The 17,128-nt window shown below is 60.7% G+C and carries 15 protein-coding genes; 6 read left to right on the forward strand and 9 right to left on the reverse strand.

Translation table 11 applies throughout. The features are described from left to right. Positions 1-10 precede the first annotated feature (10 nt). Positions 11-1,042: a CapA family protein gene (locus IPM54_43370; GenBank protein MBK9266615.1), complete on the reverse strand. Its 1,032-nt coding sequence runs from the start codon at positions 1,040-1,042 to the stop codon at positions 11-13. A gap of 54 nt (positions 1,043-1,096) precedes the next feature. Further along, the gene (locus tag IPM54_43375) at positions 1,097-1,642 is read right to left on the reverse strand and encodes an NUDIX hydrolase (protein MBK9266616.1); all 546 of its coding nucleotides are present in this window, start codon (positions 1,640-1,642) and stop codon (positions 1,097-1,099) included. A 98-nt stretch (positions 1,643-1,740) separates the two neighbouring features. On the opposite strand from IPM54_43375, the gene IPM54_43380 reads away from it, so the two are divergent. Together IPM54_43380 and IPM54_43385 are read left to right on the forward strand one after the other, a co-directional pair. Next, positions 1,741-2,946, forward strand: a complete 1,206-nt coding sequence (locus IPM54_43380; GenBank protein MBK9266617.1) for an acyltransferase — start codon at positions 1,741-1,743, stop codon at positions 2,944-2,946. A gap of 70 nt (positions 2,947-3,016) precedes the next feature. Next, positions 3,017-4,174 (forward strand): hypothetical protein, encoded by a 1,158-nt coding sequence (locus IPM54_43385; GenBank protein ID MBK9266618.1) that lies wholly within the window; start codon positions 3,017-3,019, stop codon positions 4,172-4,174. Positions 4,175-4,186: 12 nt separating this feature from the next. On the opposite strand, the gene IPM54_43390 is transcribed toward IPM54_43385, so the two are convergent. Together IPM54_43390 and IPM54_43395 are read right to left on the reverse strand one after the other, a co-directional pair. Continuing rightward, the gene (locus tag IPM54_43390; protein ID MBK9266619.1) at positions 4,187-4,912 is read right to left on the reverse strand and encodes a hypothetical protein; all 726 of its coding nucleotides are present in this window, start codon (positions 4,910-4,912) and stop codon (positions 4,187-4,189) included. Between the two features lies 1 nt (position 4,913). Further along, positions 4,914-5,645: an RNA polymerase sigma factor gene (locus IPM54_43395; GenBank protein ID MBK9266620.1), complete on the reverse strand. Its 732-nt coding sequence runs from the start codon at positions 5,643-5,645 to the stop codon at positions 4,914-4,916. A gap of 39 nt (positions 5,646-5,684) precedes the next feature. Here IPM54_43395 and IPM54_43400 point away from each other — a divergent pair, with 39 nt between their 5' ends. Genes IPM54_43400 through IPM54_43410 form a run of 3 tightly spaced genes read left to right on the forward strand, consistent with a single transcriptional unit; the run spans position 5,685 to position 8,514 of the window. Beyond that, on the forward strand, positions 5,685-6,626 hold the full coding sequence (locus IPM54_43400) for an ABC transporter ATP-binding protein (protein ID MBK9266621.1): 942 nt from the start codon (positions 5,685-5,687) through the stop codon (positions 6,624-6,626). 17 nt (positions 6,627-6,643) lie between these two features. Continuing rightward, positions 6,644-7,456, forward strand: coding sequence for a hypothetical protein (locus tag IPM54_43405; protein ID MBK9266622.1), 813 nt, complete (start codon positions 6,644-6,646; stop codon positions 7,454-7,456). Then, positions 7,456-8,514, forward strand: coding sequence for a hypothetical protein (locus IPM54_43410; protein MBK9266623.1), 1,059 nt, complete (start codon positions 7,456-7,458; stop codon positions 8,512-8,514). The genes IPM54_43405 and IPM54_43410 overlap by 1 nt, the downstream gene beginning before the upstream one ends. A 13-nt stretch (positions 8,515-8,527) precedes the next feature. Here IPM54_43410 and IPM54_43415 read toward each other — a convergent pair whose 3' ends face one another. Then, positions 8,528-10,411, reverse strand: a complete 1,884-nt coding sequence (locus IPM54_43415; protein MBK9266624.1) for a hypothetical protein — start codon at positions 10,409-10,411, stop codon at positions 8,528-8,530. Continuing rightward, entirely contained in the window at positions 10,404-10,805 is a 402-nt protein-coding gene (locus tag IPM54_43420; GenBank protein ID MBK9266625.1) for a hypothetical protein, read from the reverse strand. Before IPM54_43420 ends, IPM54_43415 begins: the two co-directional genes overlap by 8 nt. 177 nt (positions 10,806-10,982) lie before the next feature. Here IPM54_43420 and IPM54_43425 point away from each other — a divergent pair, with 177 nt between their 5' ends. Continuing rightward, entirely contained in the window at positions 10,983-13,337 is a 2,355-nt protein-coding gene (locus IPM54_43425) for a hypothetical protein (protein MBK9266626.1), read from the forward strand. 13 nt (positions 13,338-13,350) lie between these two features. Here IPM54_43425 and IPM54_43430 read toward each other — a convergent pair whose 3' ends face one another. The 3 genes from IPM54_43430 to IPM54_43440 all read right to left on the reverse strand — a co-directional run bounded on the left by IPM54_43430 (position 13,351) and on the right by IPM54_43440 (position 17,116). Continuing rightward, positions 13,351-14,625, reverse strand: coding sequence for an alpha/beta fold hydrolase (locus IPM54_43430; GenBank protein MBK9266627.1), 1,275 nt, complete (start codon positions 14,623-14,625; stop codon positions 13,351-13,353). A gap of 77 nt (positions 14,626-14,702) precedes the next feature. Then, positions 14,703-16,379 (reverse strand): FAD-dependent monooxygenase, encoded by a 1,677-nt coding sequence (locus IPM54_43435; GenBank protein MBK9266628.1) that lies wholly within the window; start codon positions 16,377-16,379, stop codon positions 14,703-14,705. A 254-nt stretch (positions 16,380-16,633) separates the two neighbouring features. Beyond that, positions 16,634-17,116 carry a hypothetical protein gene (locus tag IPM54_43440; protein ID MBK9266629.1) on the reverse strand — a complete coding sequence of 161 codons (483 nt, stop codon included), beginning with the start codon at positions 17,114-17,116 and terminating at the stop codon, positions 16,634-16,636. Positions 17,117-17,128: the final 12 nt, after the last annotated feature.

The raw sequence follows: 17,128 nt of genomic DNA on the forward strand, positions 1-17,128 counted from the left end.
CTCGCGCGTTTCATAGCGGCGGAAGAGATCGCGTGCCCGGCGGGTCGAACGGCGGCTCTTCGGTCGGCTCACCGTGAAACCGGGGCGCTCCGCGCTCGTCGATGGTCACCCGGCGAAATCGATGTGCGGCGATTCCGCGTTTGTCCAGGTCGAGCTCGAGCAATGCGCCATTGTGCGAGCCGGGGCGGACCATGCTGGAAAAAACGAAATTGCCCAATCCATATGCAATGAGTCGATCTCGGTATTTTTCCATGGGCTGAACGACGTGCGCATGTGCGCCAACGACGGCATCCGCGCCGGCATCGATCAATGTACGTCCTCGCAATCGTTGGTGACGCACCGGATATTGCGCATATTCGATCCCCCAGTGCTCGAATACGATCACGACATCCGCCCGTTCCCGAGCGCGCGCGACATCGGCAATGGCTCGTTTTTCTTCCCGATTCATGTGACCAATGAGCGCCACGCGCACGCCGCCGACGTCCCTTACCACGATGGGATCACGCGCATGATCGGCGGTCGTCGATCCGAAATGCGGCAAACCCGCAGCATCGAGCCGCTGGAGCATTTCGAAGTATCCGGCGTGGGACATGTCGAGCGTGTGGTTGTTGGCAATCGAGACCAGATCGAACCCGGCATCGACGAGGAGCTTGGGCGTTTGGATGGGCGCCACGAGAGGCTCGGAAATGGCCGCCGCGCCCTGCGTCGCCACGACGCACTCGAGGTTCCCGACGAGCAAGTCGTAGCTGCGCAATCGTTCTGCAACGTCGGCAAAAGGAAAGCTCGGATCGCGGCCGTGGGCAACGATCGCTCCAACACCGAGAGCCACCGCGACGTCGCCGGTCAATGCAATCGTGACGCGCTTGGGTGAGGCTTCCGCGGACGGCGCGGGCGGGGCTGCCGCGACCGGCATGGTGAGCCGCGACAAACCGCTCGATATGGCAACCGCGCGATGGCGCGCGGCCGATGCATCACGTGCCAGCCATGCGACGGCGCAGGCCAAAACGCAGAGCGAGACGAGAAGCGCGCGGCGGGCGAGCACGGCGCGAGCGTACACGAAGTCGCGGCGGAGCCCAAAGAAGTGCGGATCGTGGGGCTAGAGCTTCACCAACCCACGACGCGCGGCAAGCATGATCGCGCCGACGTGCACGCCATGCACAATGGCTCCATTCATGATCGCGGGAACGATATCCGCCGCGTCGAGCAGCACGACATCGATGTTTTCGCTCGGATCGACACGCTGCTTGGCGACTCGGCGAGCGCCCGTGGCCACGAAAAAGTGCGCGCGCGACGTGAGACGGTGCGGTTCGACATGCGTCGTGAACAGGTGCTCCCAGTGTTCCGCGACGAACCCTGTTTCTTCCTCGAGCTCCCGGCGAGCAGCTTGCTCGGGCGTTTCACCCGCATCGATCACGCCCGCAGGAAGCTCGCGACTCACTCGGCCTGCGCCGTGACGATATTGATCCACGAAAACGAATTGCCCCATTTCTGTAACTGCAATGACGGATGACCAATCCGGTGCTTCGAGCAGGTGAAAGTCGGCAATCTCGCCACCATGTGGGAGCGCAATGTGTTGCTCCTTCACGGTGAGCCATTTTTTTGCAACGAGCGTTTCGCTTTTCGTGACCAACCACGGTTTCATCTTCTCTTCTTTCAATCGAATCGAGTCGCTTTGCGACAGCCAACGACGGTCCGAGACTGAAGCAGACGTTTTCAGGGACTGCTACGATGCGCGCCTCGATGACCGACGCTGCCATCGCCGATGCAGAAAAGCCCCGCTCGTGGCTGTCGCGTTTCTTCGGCCTCGACCTGCTCGACAATCGGTACGCGTCTCTTCACGGCTTGCGTGTCGTCGGCATCGTCAGCGTCGTGCAGTGGCACGTGACGTGGATTCTCTGGGGCGAACAAGACGTTCCACTCAATCGTGCCTTCGTCGATGTCTCGACCTCCATCTTTTTTGGGATGGACCTCTTCTTCATCCTCAGCGGTTTCCTCATCGGCTCGATCCTCCTCCGATCGCTCGAACGTACAGGCTCCCAAGACCTTCGCCGGTTTTACCTCCGTCGTGTTCTGCGCACTTTTCCCTCGTATTACATCGTCCTCACCATCCTCGCGCTCGCGTATCCGCTCACGGAGATGCAGCGCAAGAACTTGATCTTCGAGTATACGTACCTGACAAACTTCGTCTCGCTCCATCGCCCCGACGTCATCATGTTCTGGGGCTGGTCGATGGCGCTCGAAGAGCAGTTTTATCTGGCCGTTCCCCTGCTCTTCTTCATCCTGCACCGCTTGCGTAGCGATCGCGGGCGCATCGTGCTGCTCAGTTCACTCTGCGTCGTCGCGCTCGTCGTACGCCTCGTGATCTACTACCGGTGGCGTCCCTGGAACGACTTCATCCTCTACGGCGCGCTCTACTTCCGCACCTACACTCGCTTCGACACGCTCATGGCCGGAATCCTTCTGGCTCTCGTGCATCGCCGCTACCGCGACGTCATCAGCAAGTGGCTCGAGCATCCTCTACATCGCGCGATGCTCGCGCTTCCCGCGCTCACGTGCCTTTGGTTGCTGCTCCAACCATCCATGTTCGGCAAGGAGCACCTGCAGCTCGTCAAGGTGTTCTCTTGGGGCACCCTCACGAGCATCATGTACCTCTGCGCGTTGCCGCTTTTGCTCTACAGTGACGGCATCGTCGCCCGCGTTCTTTCTGCGCCGTTCTTCCGCAAGGTCGCGACACTCGGGTACGGTCTTTACTTGGTGCACATACCAATCATCGATCACCTCGTCGTGCCCGCCGTCAAAACACTCCATTCCCGAGGCATCTCGCTCACCCTGTTATGGATCGCGGCGCTCGCCACTACCCTGCTCGTCTCGTGGGCGATTGCATATGTGATGCACCTTTTCATCGAGAAGCCGTCGCTCTGGCTCCGCCAAAAGATTGCGGACTGAACCGAGCTGACGCCGCGCAAAAATTGTTCTACGTACAAACGAGCCGGGCGCTGCCCCGAGAGGTGCTGCAATGCAAAAGGTTTTCCGTCAATCCGTAATCGCCGCTGGTCTGATTCTCGGTGCTGCCGCGTGTACTGACGAAGGCGAAAAATCATGGCCATCCACGACGACGACGGGCGGCGCGAGTAGCTCGTCGGCGGCATCTTCGTCGAGCTCGGCATCGAGCAGCAGCGGTGAAGCGGGCGCCGGCGGCAATGGCGGCTCGGGAGGCATGGCCGGTGCCGGTGTAGGTGGGATGGGAGGCGCGGGAGGCGCGGGTGGAAACGGTGGAATGGGCGGCGCGGGCGGCGGTGGTGGCGGAGCGCCCGAAAACCCCATGAATTTGACGGTCATCATCGCCGGCAAAGACGTGAAGCTCGATTGGGTGAAATCGGCCAAACCCACGTCGCGCATCGTCCGCAAAGAAGGATCCGCGCCCACGGGTCCGGACGATCCCAGCGCATCCGTCGTTTACGAGGGACCTGGGATCACGACGACCGAGCCGCTTCGCAATCTTTTGCCCACGACACCGAACGTCCCCCGGACATACCATTACGCAGTTTATGGATGTGACGGTACGTGCGGAGGAGATCCAGCGGCAGACACGCTTTCGCCCACCATCATGCAATGCCTCGCAGGCGGCGGTTACAACCTCTTTTGGCGTCACGCGTCGGCAGATGTTTGTTCGGACAATACCGGACTGGGAACGGCCGCGAATACGTCGTATCCCGATTGGTGGAAACGTTGCGACGCCAATTGTCCCCAAGGACAACCGCCGACGGCGACGGCAAGGCAACTCAATCCCACTGGGAACATGGAATCGATTGCCATCGGAAATTCGCTCGCGACGCGGGGCATTCCTTTTGGCCGCATGCTCTCGAGCGAATATTGCCGGTGCATGAAGACCGCCGAGCTCATGAACCTCGTGCCGATTGCCAGCATCGAGCAGAATCAAGACATCACGTATTACGTGTACGACGAAGCCAATCGCTGCAACAATACGATGGCGCTTTTGGCCGTCGAGCCACCCGCAGGGGCGAATACGGGGCTCGTGAGTCACGGTGGATTCGTATGCCCGACACTCGGCGAGCTCGCCTGGGCCGAGGCTGCCATTTACAAGCCGAATGGGATGGGCGGGTCGACATTCATTGCGCGCGTGCACTGGAATGCGTGGGATGCGCTTCCCTGAGCATACGCCATTTCATTGAGGTGCCGGCTGCTCCATTCCGGCCTCCTCCTCGAGCTCGCAATCTTCACGCTCCACGCGCACCTTGACCTTGCGCTTGCCTCCCTCGTCCTGCACGTCGACGTCCACTTTCCCCGTCACGCCTTGCGCCGCAAGCTGCTGCATCAATTGCTCTTTGGCTGCTTCGACGTCAGTTTCGTCGAGCACATCGAGGTCCAGCCAATGGTGACCAATTTTTTGGCCAAGCGTGCCGTGCACTCTGCCTTCGAGCACTTCTTCGTGAATCGCAGCTTTTGCCAATGCCGGAAACTTTGCCCGAATCTGGTCGGCAACATCCGTCTTCGACAAACCATTTCCCCACACTTCGATTTCGAACGTGCTCTTGCCATTCTGCATCGCCATGCGCACCCGCGCTTCGGTGGTGCTACCGCTACCTTGAATCATTTTCTCGATCGCTTCGTGTTCCAAAGGCGGCTCGACCCCCTCTGGTAATTCGATCGAAACTCGCCGCCCCACATCCACCTCGATATCCGCCGGCGCCGCACACGCCGCGACACCCAGCGTCATCACGGCCGCAGCAACCAGAAGCGCCTTGCGCAATCCAAACCTTTTCATTCTGTAGTCCTCCTCCTTCGGATGAATTTCGTTGAATTTTGCGAGCAGCTTTTCTTCGAGCGCCGCTTTGTGCTCGGGACGCGGCTTACGAAACGGCGCGAGCACCCGTCCAAGCGACCTTCGCATTTCAAAATCGAACATTGGTCACGCCCTCCGTCTCTGCGTTCGACAAACTCATTTCATCTTTTAATGACGGCATCTTTTTCACTTGCGCTTCGAGCTCCCGCATGGCCCGCGACGAGCGTTGTTTCACCGCATCGACCTTCATGCCGAGCAATTCCGCAATTTCGGCATGCGACAAACCGTCTCCAAAACGCAGCACCAAGACTTCCCGCGATGGCGCGGAAATCGCCAAGAGCGCCTTGTGCAATTGCCCCATCTTTTCGCCACGAACCAACGCATCGAGCGGCGATTCACCTCCGTCCGCGATGCTTCCAGCCAAGTCATCCACGGGGACATCGTCACGAACTGCTCGTAACCAATCGATGACGGCCGAGCGTGCAATCGCGAGGACATACATCCGCACGGTGCCGCGTTTCGCGTCGTAATCCCCGAGACGCTCGAGAAATTTGTGAAAAACGATGGCCACGACGTCTTCGGCATCTTGCGGATGCCCAATACGGCGACCAACGAAGCCCGTAACGGGCCCGTAAAGCTCACGATAGAGCGTACGGAACGCGTCACGATTGCCGCGTAAAGCGGCCCGTAGCAAGTCACAGTGCCGATCGTCTCGGCTCGGCCAGAGAAAACTCATCATCGAGAACTCGAACATCAGTACGTCGGCAGGATGAGAAAGGTGACAAGAAATTTTCAGGACACGAGCGGCAACCGTGCTGGCCGGAAAAAGTGCTACGCTCACGGCGCCGTCGAAGGTACATGGGGGGCAGGACCATCATCGATGCTGGCAATCGAAGCAAAAGGTTTGCGCAAGTCGTACCGAGGGCTATTTCGTCGCAGCGGCGGCGTCGAAGCCTTGCGAGGCCTCGATGTGCAGGTGGAACAAGGCGCCGCATTCGGGCTCATCGGGCTGAATGGTGCCGGAAAAACCACGTTCATCAAAACGCTCCTCGCCATCGTGAGGCCCACCGCAGGCGAAGTGCGTATTCTTGGCCAGGATCCCAACGACCCGCGCGCTCGAGCCCACGTGGGTTACTTGCCGGAGCGACTGCACTTGCCGCATTCTTTCACGCCCGTACAATTCCTCGCGAGCGTGGCGCGAATGAAAGGATTGAAGGCAAGTGACGACGTGACCATGAGGCAAATCGAACGCGTGGGGCTTGGTTCGGACGCCCATCGACGCATTGCAGGGTTTTCCAAAGGCATGAGGCAAAGGCTCGGGCTTGCCGCCGCGTTTCTCGGCAATCCGCAATTGCTGATACTGGACGAACCCACGGACGGCGTGGACCCTTTGGGTCGCGCTGAAATTCGTCGCATTCTGAGCGAAGAGCGCGCTCGCGGTGCAACCCTTTTTCTCAATTCCCATTTGCTCAGCGAAACCGAACGCGTCTGTGATCGTATTGGCATTCTCTCGGACGGGCGCCTCGTGCGTGAAGGCACCATCGATGCCCTGTGCGGCAGCGAATCTAAATACAGATTGCGGTTTGCCCCGGGATTCGATGTGCAAGCATTGACGGCTTTGGGACTTCGATCGGCAGAGACGGACGGCGTGTTTCTCTGCGAAGCGCCGGACCCGACGGCGCTCAATGTGCTGCTCGATCGCATACGCGCCACAGGCGCGTGCCTCGTGGAATTGAGGCGCGACGTGCGCGACCTCGAAGAAGTGCTTGCGGATGCGCTTTCTGCGTCGGGCGCCAAGAATCCTTCGGAGAAACCGTCGTGAAGATTTTCGCCGTCGCCATGCACGTGCTTCGTGAAGCGGCATCGCGAAAATGGTTTCTCGCGCTTGCCATTGGCCTTACCGGGCTTCTCGGCGTTCTCGCCTTCGCCCTGCGCCTCGAAGTGGTCGACGGCGCCCTTGCGGCCACGAGGTTTTTCGGAAAGTCCGTCAATACGGACATTCGCGCGGCGGACATCGTCCTGCGACACCTCTTTCGAGCCACTGCGTACATGATTTTTTATGGAGGTTTGGCCTTTGGAATCGTCGCGTCTGCGGATTTCGGACCAAGCTTGCTCGCGCCGGGGCGTATCGAACATATGCTCGCGTTGCCGCTGCGTCGGTCGGAGCTCTTGGCGGGAACCTTTCTCGGAGTGCTCGTGCTCTCCGTCGTCGCGTCGCTTTATGGTGCGGGCGGTTTGGCGCTCATTTTCGGCGTCAAGACGGGCGTGTATACCATTCGGCCCGTTCTGGCGGCGCTTCTGGCGAGCATCACGTTTTCTGCCATTTACGGCGCGATGCTCGCCGTCGCCGTGATCATTCGTAGCGCGGCGATTTCTGCAGCGACCGGCGTATTTTTCCTCATTGCGGGGACGATCGCAGGCAACCGCGACAAGCTCGATGCATTTTTCGAATCGGGCATGGCTCGATCGGCGTTTCGTGCAGTAACACTCTTTTTGCCGCGCGTGTCGACGCTGGCCAATGCATCGTCGGATTTGGCCGGCTCGCTCCCGGTGGATGGTTGGGCCCTTGCCAGTCAAATCGCGGGGCTTTCGGTGTTCGGATTGGCAGCCTTGGCGCTCGGCATTCATCTTTTCGAGCAAAAGGATTTCTGATGAAACGGGTCATTTGGCTGCTCGTGGCCGTCGTGCTCCTCGGATTGGCCGCATTTTTGATGTCGCGGGGGGACAAACCCAAACGAGCCGACCGGACTGCCGAAGTCGACTTTCCTCGACGTCAACGCAGCCAAGAACGAATCCGCAACGAACGCCGACGGACATTGCCTCCCGTGCGGCCACAAAATGACGCCCCGACGCCCGACCAATTCCTCAAACGAGATCCGCTCATCGTAGCTCTGCCCGGCGGCAAAAACAAAAGCACGGTGGTTTTCGAGGTGGGTGAATTGAAGGATTCACCCGTTGGAAAAGCATGGCTCGATTGCTTGATGGAACGCAATGGCCAGACCGGGCTCGATAAATTCGAGAGCGATTTCGGGATCAACCCGCTGGAAGACATCGAACGTGTTGCGGTCTCGTCCGCGCCGCTCATCGTGTTGTCCGTTCGTGGCGACAAATTGAGCTTCGATCGGCCGGAATATGCAAAACGAACGTTTGGTACTGGAGGCGTGATTTACGAAAAGCAGTCAGGCTCCGATGCATTCGCAATCTGGGGTGATTCCCTCGTGCTCAGGGGGCCGAATGCGAAAGTCATCGAAGAAGCCATCACGCGCCTCGAATCCGGCGAACCTGCGGAGCCGGCCATTCCGGAATGGTCGATGTACGGGGACATTTATGGGTCCCTTTCCCCCGAAGAGCTCGCAAATATGATGCCCGACGAGCAAGACGAGCTCGCGGAAAAACTCCAAAAAGCAGTCGAACGGGTGGACTTGCACGTGGACGCATCGGAAGACGTCGCCATCGTGGCGGACGTGGAAGGGCCGCACCAGGCAGACATCGAAGATCTTGGAAAATCGTTTGGCGCGGCGCTATCACTGGCACGCATGCAGGCGCAAGACCAAGAGGACGGGAAACTTGCCGAATTGCTCGATTACGCGGCGGTGCATCCACACGGCAAACGATTCTCGCTCGATGTGGCATTGCCCTTCGACGTGCTGAAAGAGATGGGGCCTTGTCGCAAGCGAAAGAACGATGCGGCTGACGCAGGCGCGCCCTGAAAATCGTTTGACGTCAAAGATCGTACGGTTTGCCAAACCCGATGCCTAGTGGTTTCTCGACGGAAAATCCGTCGGAATTTTCGGCGAGCCACGTGAACGTCGGAGACTCGAGATCCCGATCGAACTCGTAACGAACGATGCGCGGCCCCGCGGTTCCCACCGCGAGAATGGTCATACGCACGCCGGGCATCGTGGCAACGTTCCCCACGGCCCATGTCGAGTGGTCTTGTCTGAAGAGATGGTCCGGACCGCTCGAATAAACACGGTCATTGGGACGAACGATGATGTCGAGCGTTCGAGGACCTCGACGAAGCACGAGCGCATGGCTCGTTTGCGAAAGGATGCGCCAACGCACGGGCAGTCGGCCGAACGGATCGAGAACGAAGGGCATGTAGAACGCGTTCACCACGCCACGTACGACGATCACTTCCGTGTTCGAAGGCGTCCCGATTTGCTCGCGCAACGCTTCGGCATTCTTGATGAAGTCCTCGCCGTGACTGCGGATTCGGCGCGCAGAAAGCCATGATGCCCCGGGCGCGTGCACGAGGTGCGCGAAGCCCAGCATGATCGCCGCAAATCCTGTGATTTGCACGGCCGCACCTCGATCGTTGCGCCTTGGTTCCGAGACAAACCACACGTGATCGAGCAGCATCGCGACGAGCGGCGCTACGCCGAGCATGCTCGTACCCAGCACGCGCGGCGATGGAGACACGGCCATGACGGGAATGACCGCGAGCAGCGATCCGATGGCGAAGAACCAGAACCAGCGACGGCGCGCGTCATCGAGCGCGGCGAGGACACTTCGCATCGCGACGACGACGACAGGCGTACCGACGACGAACAATGCCACGAGCAGCCATGGAGATGCGGTGGAATCCAGCGACTCGTAATCGAGCGACATCCACGCGTTTGCCGAGAGCGTGACGAACCTTCGCGGCGCGACGGTCAGAAACCGAATGGGATCGCGCAGTGGATCGGTGTAGTAGCCCGAGCCGCGCGAGCCGTAGTCGAGCGCCGCACGCGTGGCCATGTAGACGACGGTCGGCACGACGAACGGGAGAAGACCGACGGCGCGACGCGTGATGCTTTCGCGCCGCAGACCCTGGTTGAACATTTGGGGCTTCGGGTCGCCTTCGGCGCCCTTCGCCCCGAACCCCACCTCGAACGCCAGGACAAACCCTGCAAAACTCAGCGCATATTCGCCAGAAAAGAGGGCAAGCGCGAACAGGACGAACGCGAGGAGACCGTGACGCCATGCACGTTCGTCGCGATATCGAACGTATGCATTCAAAGCAAATGTGCCGAATGCGAGCGACATGAACACTTCGCGATTGGCAAGCCACGCCAAGGGCATGACGTGACAAGGCGCGAGCGCGAAGATGAACGTCGCGATGAACGCAGCTCGTGACCCGAGCGCGCGCAGAAAAAGTGCGCGCGCCGCGAGCACCGCGGCAAACCACCACGCGAACGAATGCAGATGGAGAAGGAGCGTGTTGCGACCCAGCACGAGGTGCTCGCCCCAGCGCAGCGCGCTCGCGAGCGGCCGGAAGAATCGGATCTCGAGCTCTGGATCGGCCCACCACGTGATCATTCCTCGCTCGGCGAGGACGGCGCGATCGGCATCATTGATGAAGTCGTACAGGTCGAAGATGCCGCGTTTGCCCGGGAACGTGCCGTCGATCATCGACGCGTGGAGGTAGTCGTCGGAGATGAACGGCGAGCGGAGCGCTGGAAAAAAGACCACTGCCGCGCAAAGCACGACGAGCGCCAAACTCATCCAAGGGCGTTTGAAACCTTGGCGTGTCGGGCGCGTTGCATTCCCTTCCACAGGTTCCGTCGTCGCTCGAATCGTCGCGTCCGGCTGCGCTTCCGAGTTGCCCCGAGCGTCGTCATTCATCGAAGACACCCAGGGTTGGAAGTTGTGTACAGCCGGGCATTCGTGTAGCTTCAAAACACAATCCCGTGAAACACGCCAGCATCCTTCTTCTAGCGATTGGGCTCTGTGGACTCAGCTTCGCCGCGTGTGCGGAAGGAGATACGACCCAGTTTGGCAACCAGCCCTCCGGCGGCGGTGGAGACGGCGGAGGCGGCGAGAACACCGGAAACGGTGGAAACGGCGGCGGCATTTCGGTGGGGTCGAGCTCGTCGAGCTCGGCTAGCAGCGCGAGCTCCGCGAGCTCTTCGAGCAGCAGCAGTGGCGGCGGTGGCGTCTGCTCCGTGCCGTGTTCGGCGGATGCCGACTGCCAAAGCAACTGCTCCGTACCGCCCGTGGGCGTCAACTGTTGCGACATTGGCACGAACACTTGTTACGTATCGGGCGCGGATGTGTGTCCGTCGCAGGGCTCGAGCAGCGGCTCGATGTACTGATCGCCCCTCGCGCTTTTCGCATTTCTCTCGCCCCGAATCACGCCAAAACATCGGCCGCGCTTTTGGCCCCATGAGCGCGCATCGGCTACCTTTCCCCGCTGATGCCGTGGCAAAAGCGTTCGTTCTGGATCGCAGCCGCCATCGTCGCGTACGCAGCCATTGCCAGTCTCCGAGCGACGGGTGGCGAACCCGCGGGCTGGGTGGCGCTCGGGCTGTCGCTCTTGGTTTGTCTCGTCGGCTTCCGAGCGACCGATGACGTTACGATTTCGAACGGTTTGTCCGGGCCAGCGGGAAGCGACGTAACGCCCGCCATTGCGACTCCCGAGCTACGCGGGGCGGCTCGGCTGACGATCACGGGCGCAGCGCTCTTCGCAGCATCATCCGCCGGGCCGCATTCGGCGGGGTTTGTCGCGGGAGAAAACCTGGGCGCGGCAATGACGGCCATCGGCTCGCTTTGGGCTCTTGCGCGTATCGCGCCGCTCGGAGGCGTGGCGATGCCGGACCGAGCGGTACAACGGCTCGATGCGGTCGTGTTCACGGCGCTCTTCTGGATCGTCGCAGTCGCGTTGCCCGGTGCAAAGGCTGTGCTCCCCGAGCGCTCGGAGGAGCTCGACCCGCTGGTGCTCGACTACGCGACGGTGGTGGCATCGCTTGGATCTCTTGGCGTGGGGCTCTTCGCGGCGGCGCGAACGGCAACGGTTCGTCGTGCCGAGCTCGGCGTTCGAGAACGCGCGCGTGCGGCGCTCTGGGTGACATCGGTGGCGCTTGCCGCGGGCGTGCTCGCAGCCGCCGTGCATGTGCTTTCGCCGGAACGAGTGCTGCCGCTCTCGGTCGTCGTCGCATCGTGCGCGAGCACCTACGCGGCGACAACGCGCGAGCCCGAGGCTGCGCTGCGGCTCTTGCGGACGATCGTTGCAGCAGCAATCATCGTGATGCCGGTTGCGCTGGGCGTGGTTTTTCTCGTACACAAACGCCCGGATCTCGCAGGGCACATCGCGTTCGCCAGCGCCGGCGTAGGGGCCGCATCCGCGCTCGTTGCACGACGCGTTGCTCGACGTGATGGTCCTTCGCGCGGACGGCTCGCCGAAGCGCTTCGTTCGGCAACGCGCGCTGCGATGACGCCCGATCCTGAAGAAGCGCTGAGACGCGCTCTGTTCGAGATGCGCGACGTGCTCGGCAGTAATGGCGAACCAGCAGCCTTGTACAGGTTTTTCCCTCCGGAACGGCTCAGCGTGGACCGAGCGGGCTACATGCAAACGCTGAAAGCAGAAGTTCCGCCGCGGCTCGTGGCACTTGCGGATGAAGAACCGGCACGCGTCATGCGCATCGAAGCGCTCGCATCGGTCGCAGTGCGAAGGCCCGAAGTGCGTCCGCTGATGGCGTGGATGGAGGAGCGCGGGCTTCTCGCCGTGAGTGTCGTGCGTGATGCGGATGGTCCGATCGGTGCGGTGGTCGTGCCTCGAGGCGCGCGGACGGCGCCTTCGACGCTGGCCGAGGTGCGAGCGCTGCGGGAGCTATCGGATCGCTTGGGTGCGGTGCTGGGCGTGTCGTCGATGCTTGCGCGGTCGCGCGAGCGTGAGTTGTCTGCGCAGAGCGGCGTAACGCAGGTCGAGCTCGACCGGCAGAAGCTCGAAAGGGAGCTCGGGCGCATTCAGGGGCAGTTTTTGGCCATTGCGCAACTGCTCGAACGGCCGGCGCGCGTGGCCGTGTACAGCCCTGCCGCGCGAGCCGCGGTGCAACGTTTGGAATGGCTTGCCCAGACAAACGACGCGGTGACGCTGGTGTCCGCACCGGGAATCGACGTCGTGGCGTGGGCGGCGCTCGTCCATCTTGCATCACCGCGAAAAATGGGCGTGATGGTGGTGATCGATGGAGGCAATGCAGCCGAGCACGACGTGGCCAAGTGGCAGGATAGGGTGACGAATCCGATGACGGCAGCCGCCGGAGGGACGCTCGTCCTGGTGGATGCGCATCTGCTCCCGGCGCTCGTGCAAATGCGGATTGCCTCGGCAGCGCGCGACGACTTTGGATTGGTCGTCGTTTTACCAGGAACAGTGGATTCCCTCGCAGCGAATGGGAAGCTCGTGGAGGTCTTTGCGGATCGGCTGGGCGATCGCGCCGTTGCATTGCCGGAAATTTCGGCGCGCGCGGAGGATCTTTCGCTGCTCATCCTGGACAAACTCACGCGTTTGGGGCAACGCATTCGGGGGGCACCTCTGGGAATCGAGCCGCATGCGATGGCCGCGATTGTGGAATACAACTTTCCGGGCAATGACGTGGAGCTCGACGCGCTCCTTTTGCGGGCCGCAATGGCAACTCCAGCGGACGCGAGGGCCGTCTCATTGCGCGACTTGGAAGCGGCAGGGTTTTCGCCGCCGCCTGGCAGCGCGCGACGCGCTCGACGAACGGCGCCGGCAGCAGAAGGACGACGAAAGCGGGGAGCGAAGACGTCGTAATCGCGAGACGTCGCTATTTGTCCCGCGACCATTCGACGAAAGCTTCGTAGCCTTTCTCGAGAAATATCGCACTGTGACCGCCCGGCAGCGTGCGAACTTCCGTATGACCAGAAACGAGGAATCGCTCGACGACCTCTCGGTAGTTGTCGGCCGGAACGAATGCATCATTGTCGGCTGCAGTAAAGAGTAATTGATTGCAGGATATTGCTTCGCGCAATTCGTCGAGCGTGGGAAATGGCGTTCCCTGAGGAGGAGCCGCATCGAATGCATTGATGAGCTCTTGGCGCCACGTTCCATCCTGGCCCGTTTGCATGAGCATGACGTTTTCGTCGATCATCCACGGCTCGAAGGGTATTTCACGCGACCCCAAGGCTGCGAGCGTGCGATCGGTGTATCCTGGTGAAAAATTGACGCTCGACAAGATGTAATTGAGAAGATTGGGTGCTTCTTGACCAGCTTCGACGTCTTCGAGGATTTGCTCTCGCGACTGCGAAAGAATTTTGTCGAGCCGTGCGACGACGCCGGGTTCCCATATGCCGGGAACGTCTTTGCCGAGCAATACGAAGAGGCCATGAATGATGGCCGGATCGAGCCCGAGCGCCTCGTAATGCGCGCGGACGCGAGCCGTACGGTCGGCGATGTCGGGGACTGCTTTCTGCAATTGCAAATTGAGGCGCAGTTGCTCTCGACGACGCGCCAACGCCGCACGAAGCGGATCCTCGAAAGGCAGCGCGGAGCTCGAAAAAACGATTCCGTTTGCACGCCGCCCAGGAAAGGCCAGAAACTGCATGCCCGGCATGCCTCCGTAACTCTGCGCAATGATGAAAAACCGCTGACCCTCGGGAATGAGGGCGTCGATGACGGCACGGTAATCGCGCGCATGACTGTCGGAAGAAAAATATTTGGCAATGAATACGGGATCCAAGGCCGGATCGTCCATGTCGAGCGGCGCGGAACAACCATCGGTGCCGCGTTGATCAACAATCAATACGCGGAAGCCTTGCAGGAGATACTTGAAGCGATCGAGACCGCCGTGGGGCATCGAATTCGTCGCGTAGTCAAAGTCGAGCGGGCGATAAAAGGAGGCTGGAATGCCGGGGCCGCCATTGATGACGACGACGACCGGTTTGTCGCGATCATCGACCGTGGAGCCGTGCGCCGGAATCAGCCGGTAGAAAAGGTCGATGGTTGCACCACCAGGGCTTTGGTAGTCGAGCGGAACCGTGATGAATCCGCGCCGTTCGACCGCGTGTTCAGCTACCTTTGGATCGACCGTTTTGAATCGCATCGAGCAATGATACGACCAAAACGGCGATCAAAGGAACTCGAGATGTGGGCAGATGAGCGTGATTTGAATTACGTTTTTCACACGAACAGGCGGTCGAGATACGCCGAGAACCGATGCTCATCGGCCGGTTGGCAACGGTATGCGACGTAGCCATCGGGCCGAATCAGGTACAAGCATTCGGAACGCGCTCCAAAGCGACGATGAAGCTCGCCCTCGCCATCACACAGCACCGGTACGTCCGCCGAAAGCGCTTCGGGACGCTCCGCAAATGGCACGACGACGTAACCTTCGATGCCGTCTCCCAAACGAGACTTGGCTTGCTGAATGATCTGGCCGAGACGATGGTAACCTTCTTCGGTCCGCGCGGCGCCGTCGAAGCAGAATAGCGTGTGCCGCGTGCCGCGAAGCACTTCGAAGACCGTTTTTTCGCCAATGAGCACATCCGGCACGCGGCTCCCCGGGGCTGGCCCGTCGCCAAAATGGATCCAATCGGACAAACTTGGATTCTCGCCACCCCCATTCAAAGGAACCGACCACAACGAGACCTGATCTTGTCCGACAATGGGACTCTTCGGGTACGCGATCTCGATTTGGGACATGACGCGACCCGCGCGTTCCTTGACCATTTCGAGGCTCGTCACGAAACTCACGAGATGATTCCGAATGCTCGTTGCAATCGAGTTCTTGAGCGATAGTGCCGTAACGAACCCTCGCGTGCCCGCGTCCGTGGACCGCAAGGTCGCCTCGGCAATGGGACGTCGCTCGGCTTCGTATGAATCGAGAAGCACTTCTTTGGCTTTTCCTCGGTGAACGAGCGCGATTTTCCAGGCGAGGTTGTAGGCATCCTGAATGCCCATGTTCATCCCTTGACCACCGGCCGGGCTATGAATATGCGCCGCATCGCCCGAAAGAAACACACGCCCGACGCGATATCTAGGGACCAACCGGCAGTGGATCTTGAAATCGATCATCCACTTGGGATCCGAAACCTCGGCGCCCGCCGGTCCACGCTCGGCAAGCAATGCTTTGAATGATTCGAGCTCGACGGGACGCTCGTCGCCGGGCTCGAGGAACGCAAGGAGCCGATAACGATGATCGCCAGGCAACGGGAAAAACCCGATCATGCCTGCGGGGCCCAGAAAAACCGCAATTTCGTCGTCGTGCACCGTAATGGGCAAATCGACGCGCACGTCAGCTTGGATGATCCGATAGTCATAGGTCGACCCGTCGAAGGGCAAACCAAGCGTTTTGCGGACGGCGCTGTGCGCCCCATCGCATCCGAGAAGCCATGGCACGCGGACTTCTTCCGCCGACCCATCGACATGAACGAGTTTGGCAAGGACACCGTCCGCGCCCTGGGAAAAACCTTCGAGCGTGACATTGCGCTCGATACGCGTATCGTATTTGCGTTCGAGGTGCTCGGCCAAGATGATCTCGGTCTCGCGCTGCGACAAACTCAGAAAATATGGATACGGAGAATCGATGCCGCCCAGGGAAACCCGCCCGATCTTCTCCAATTGCGGCGTCATGATGCGAGCGCCCGAAACTTGGCGACCTTTGGCCAACGCATCGTCGACGACGCCCATGTCTTGGAAGCATTCGAGCGTTCTAGCGTGAATGATCTGCGCCTTGGACCAGATCGACGGACTGTCGTTCTTGTCGATGATTCTGCACGACAGCCCATGCCGTCGGAGCTCCGACGCCATGACGAGACCCACGGGCCCCGCCCCAACCACCAGCGCATCCAGTGCCATGATGTCCTCCGCCTCCCGCGATGCAAACGTTTGCATCGCGGCCGATGATACGCCGCTCGGTCGCGGAATACCATGCCTCACCCCCTCTCCGCTTGCGGAGAGGGGGCCGGGGGGTGAGGCATGTTCCCCCTCTCCGCTTGCGGAGAGGGGGCTAGGGGGTGAGGCCGGGGTGAGGCCGGGGTGAGGCCGGGGTGAGGCCGGGGTGAGGCCGGGGTGAGGCCGGGGTGAGGCCGGGGTGAGGCCGGGGTGAGGCCCTACCGCTGCATCGTGGCCGAGCCCGATTGAGTACCCGATACCGTAAGTGTTTGCGATGTCTTGTCGACTTCGATACCGCCGGTGAGATTGACGCCACTGCCCGCCAGCGACAATTCGCCATTGTTCATTTCGAGGCCAATCACCATGAAGTCGCCTTGAAGGCTGACAGCGTCGAACGTCTTGTCGGCTGTCGTGAGCGTTGCATTGAGCGTCATCGAAGACGTCTCGACACAAGCCGGCGCGCTGAACGTGCGGCTGCCGCACGCCGGCTGCATGGAAGGAACGCGTGCGATCGAAAGCGTGAACGACGTCGGCATTTGCCCCGTGAGCGTCAACGTTCCCGACCAATCGCCCACGATTGCATTCTGCATGTCCGCTTCGCCAAACCCATATTCGGGCTCCGCTGCCTCCGGGCCACAAGCAGCCAGCAGCGAACAGAACAGCGCTCCCATTGCAATGTGTTTCGTGACGCTCGAGAACATGAAAAGCCTCCT

The organism is Polyangiaceae bacterium (assembly GCA_016715885.1).
In the GTDB taxonomy this organism is placed as follows: Bacteria; Myxococcota_A; Polyangia; order Polyangiales; family Polyangiaceae; genus Polyangium.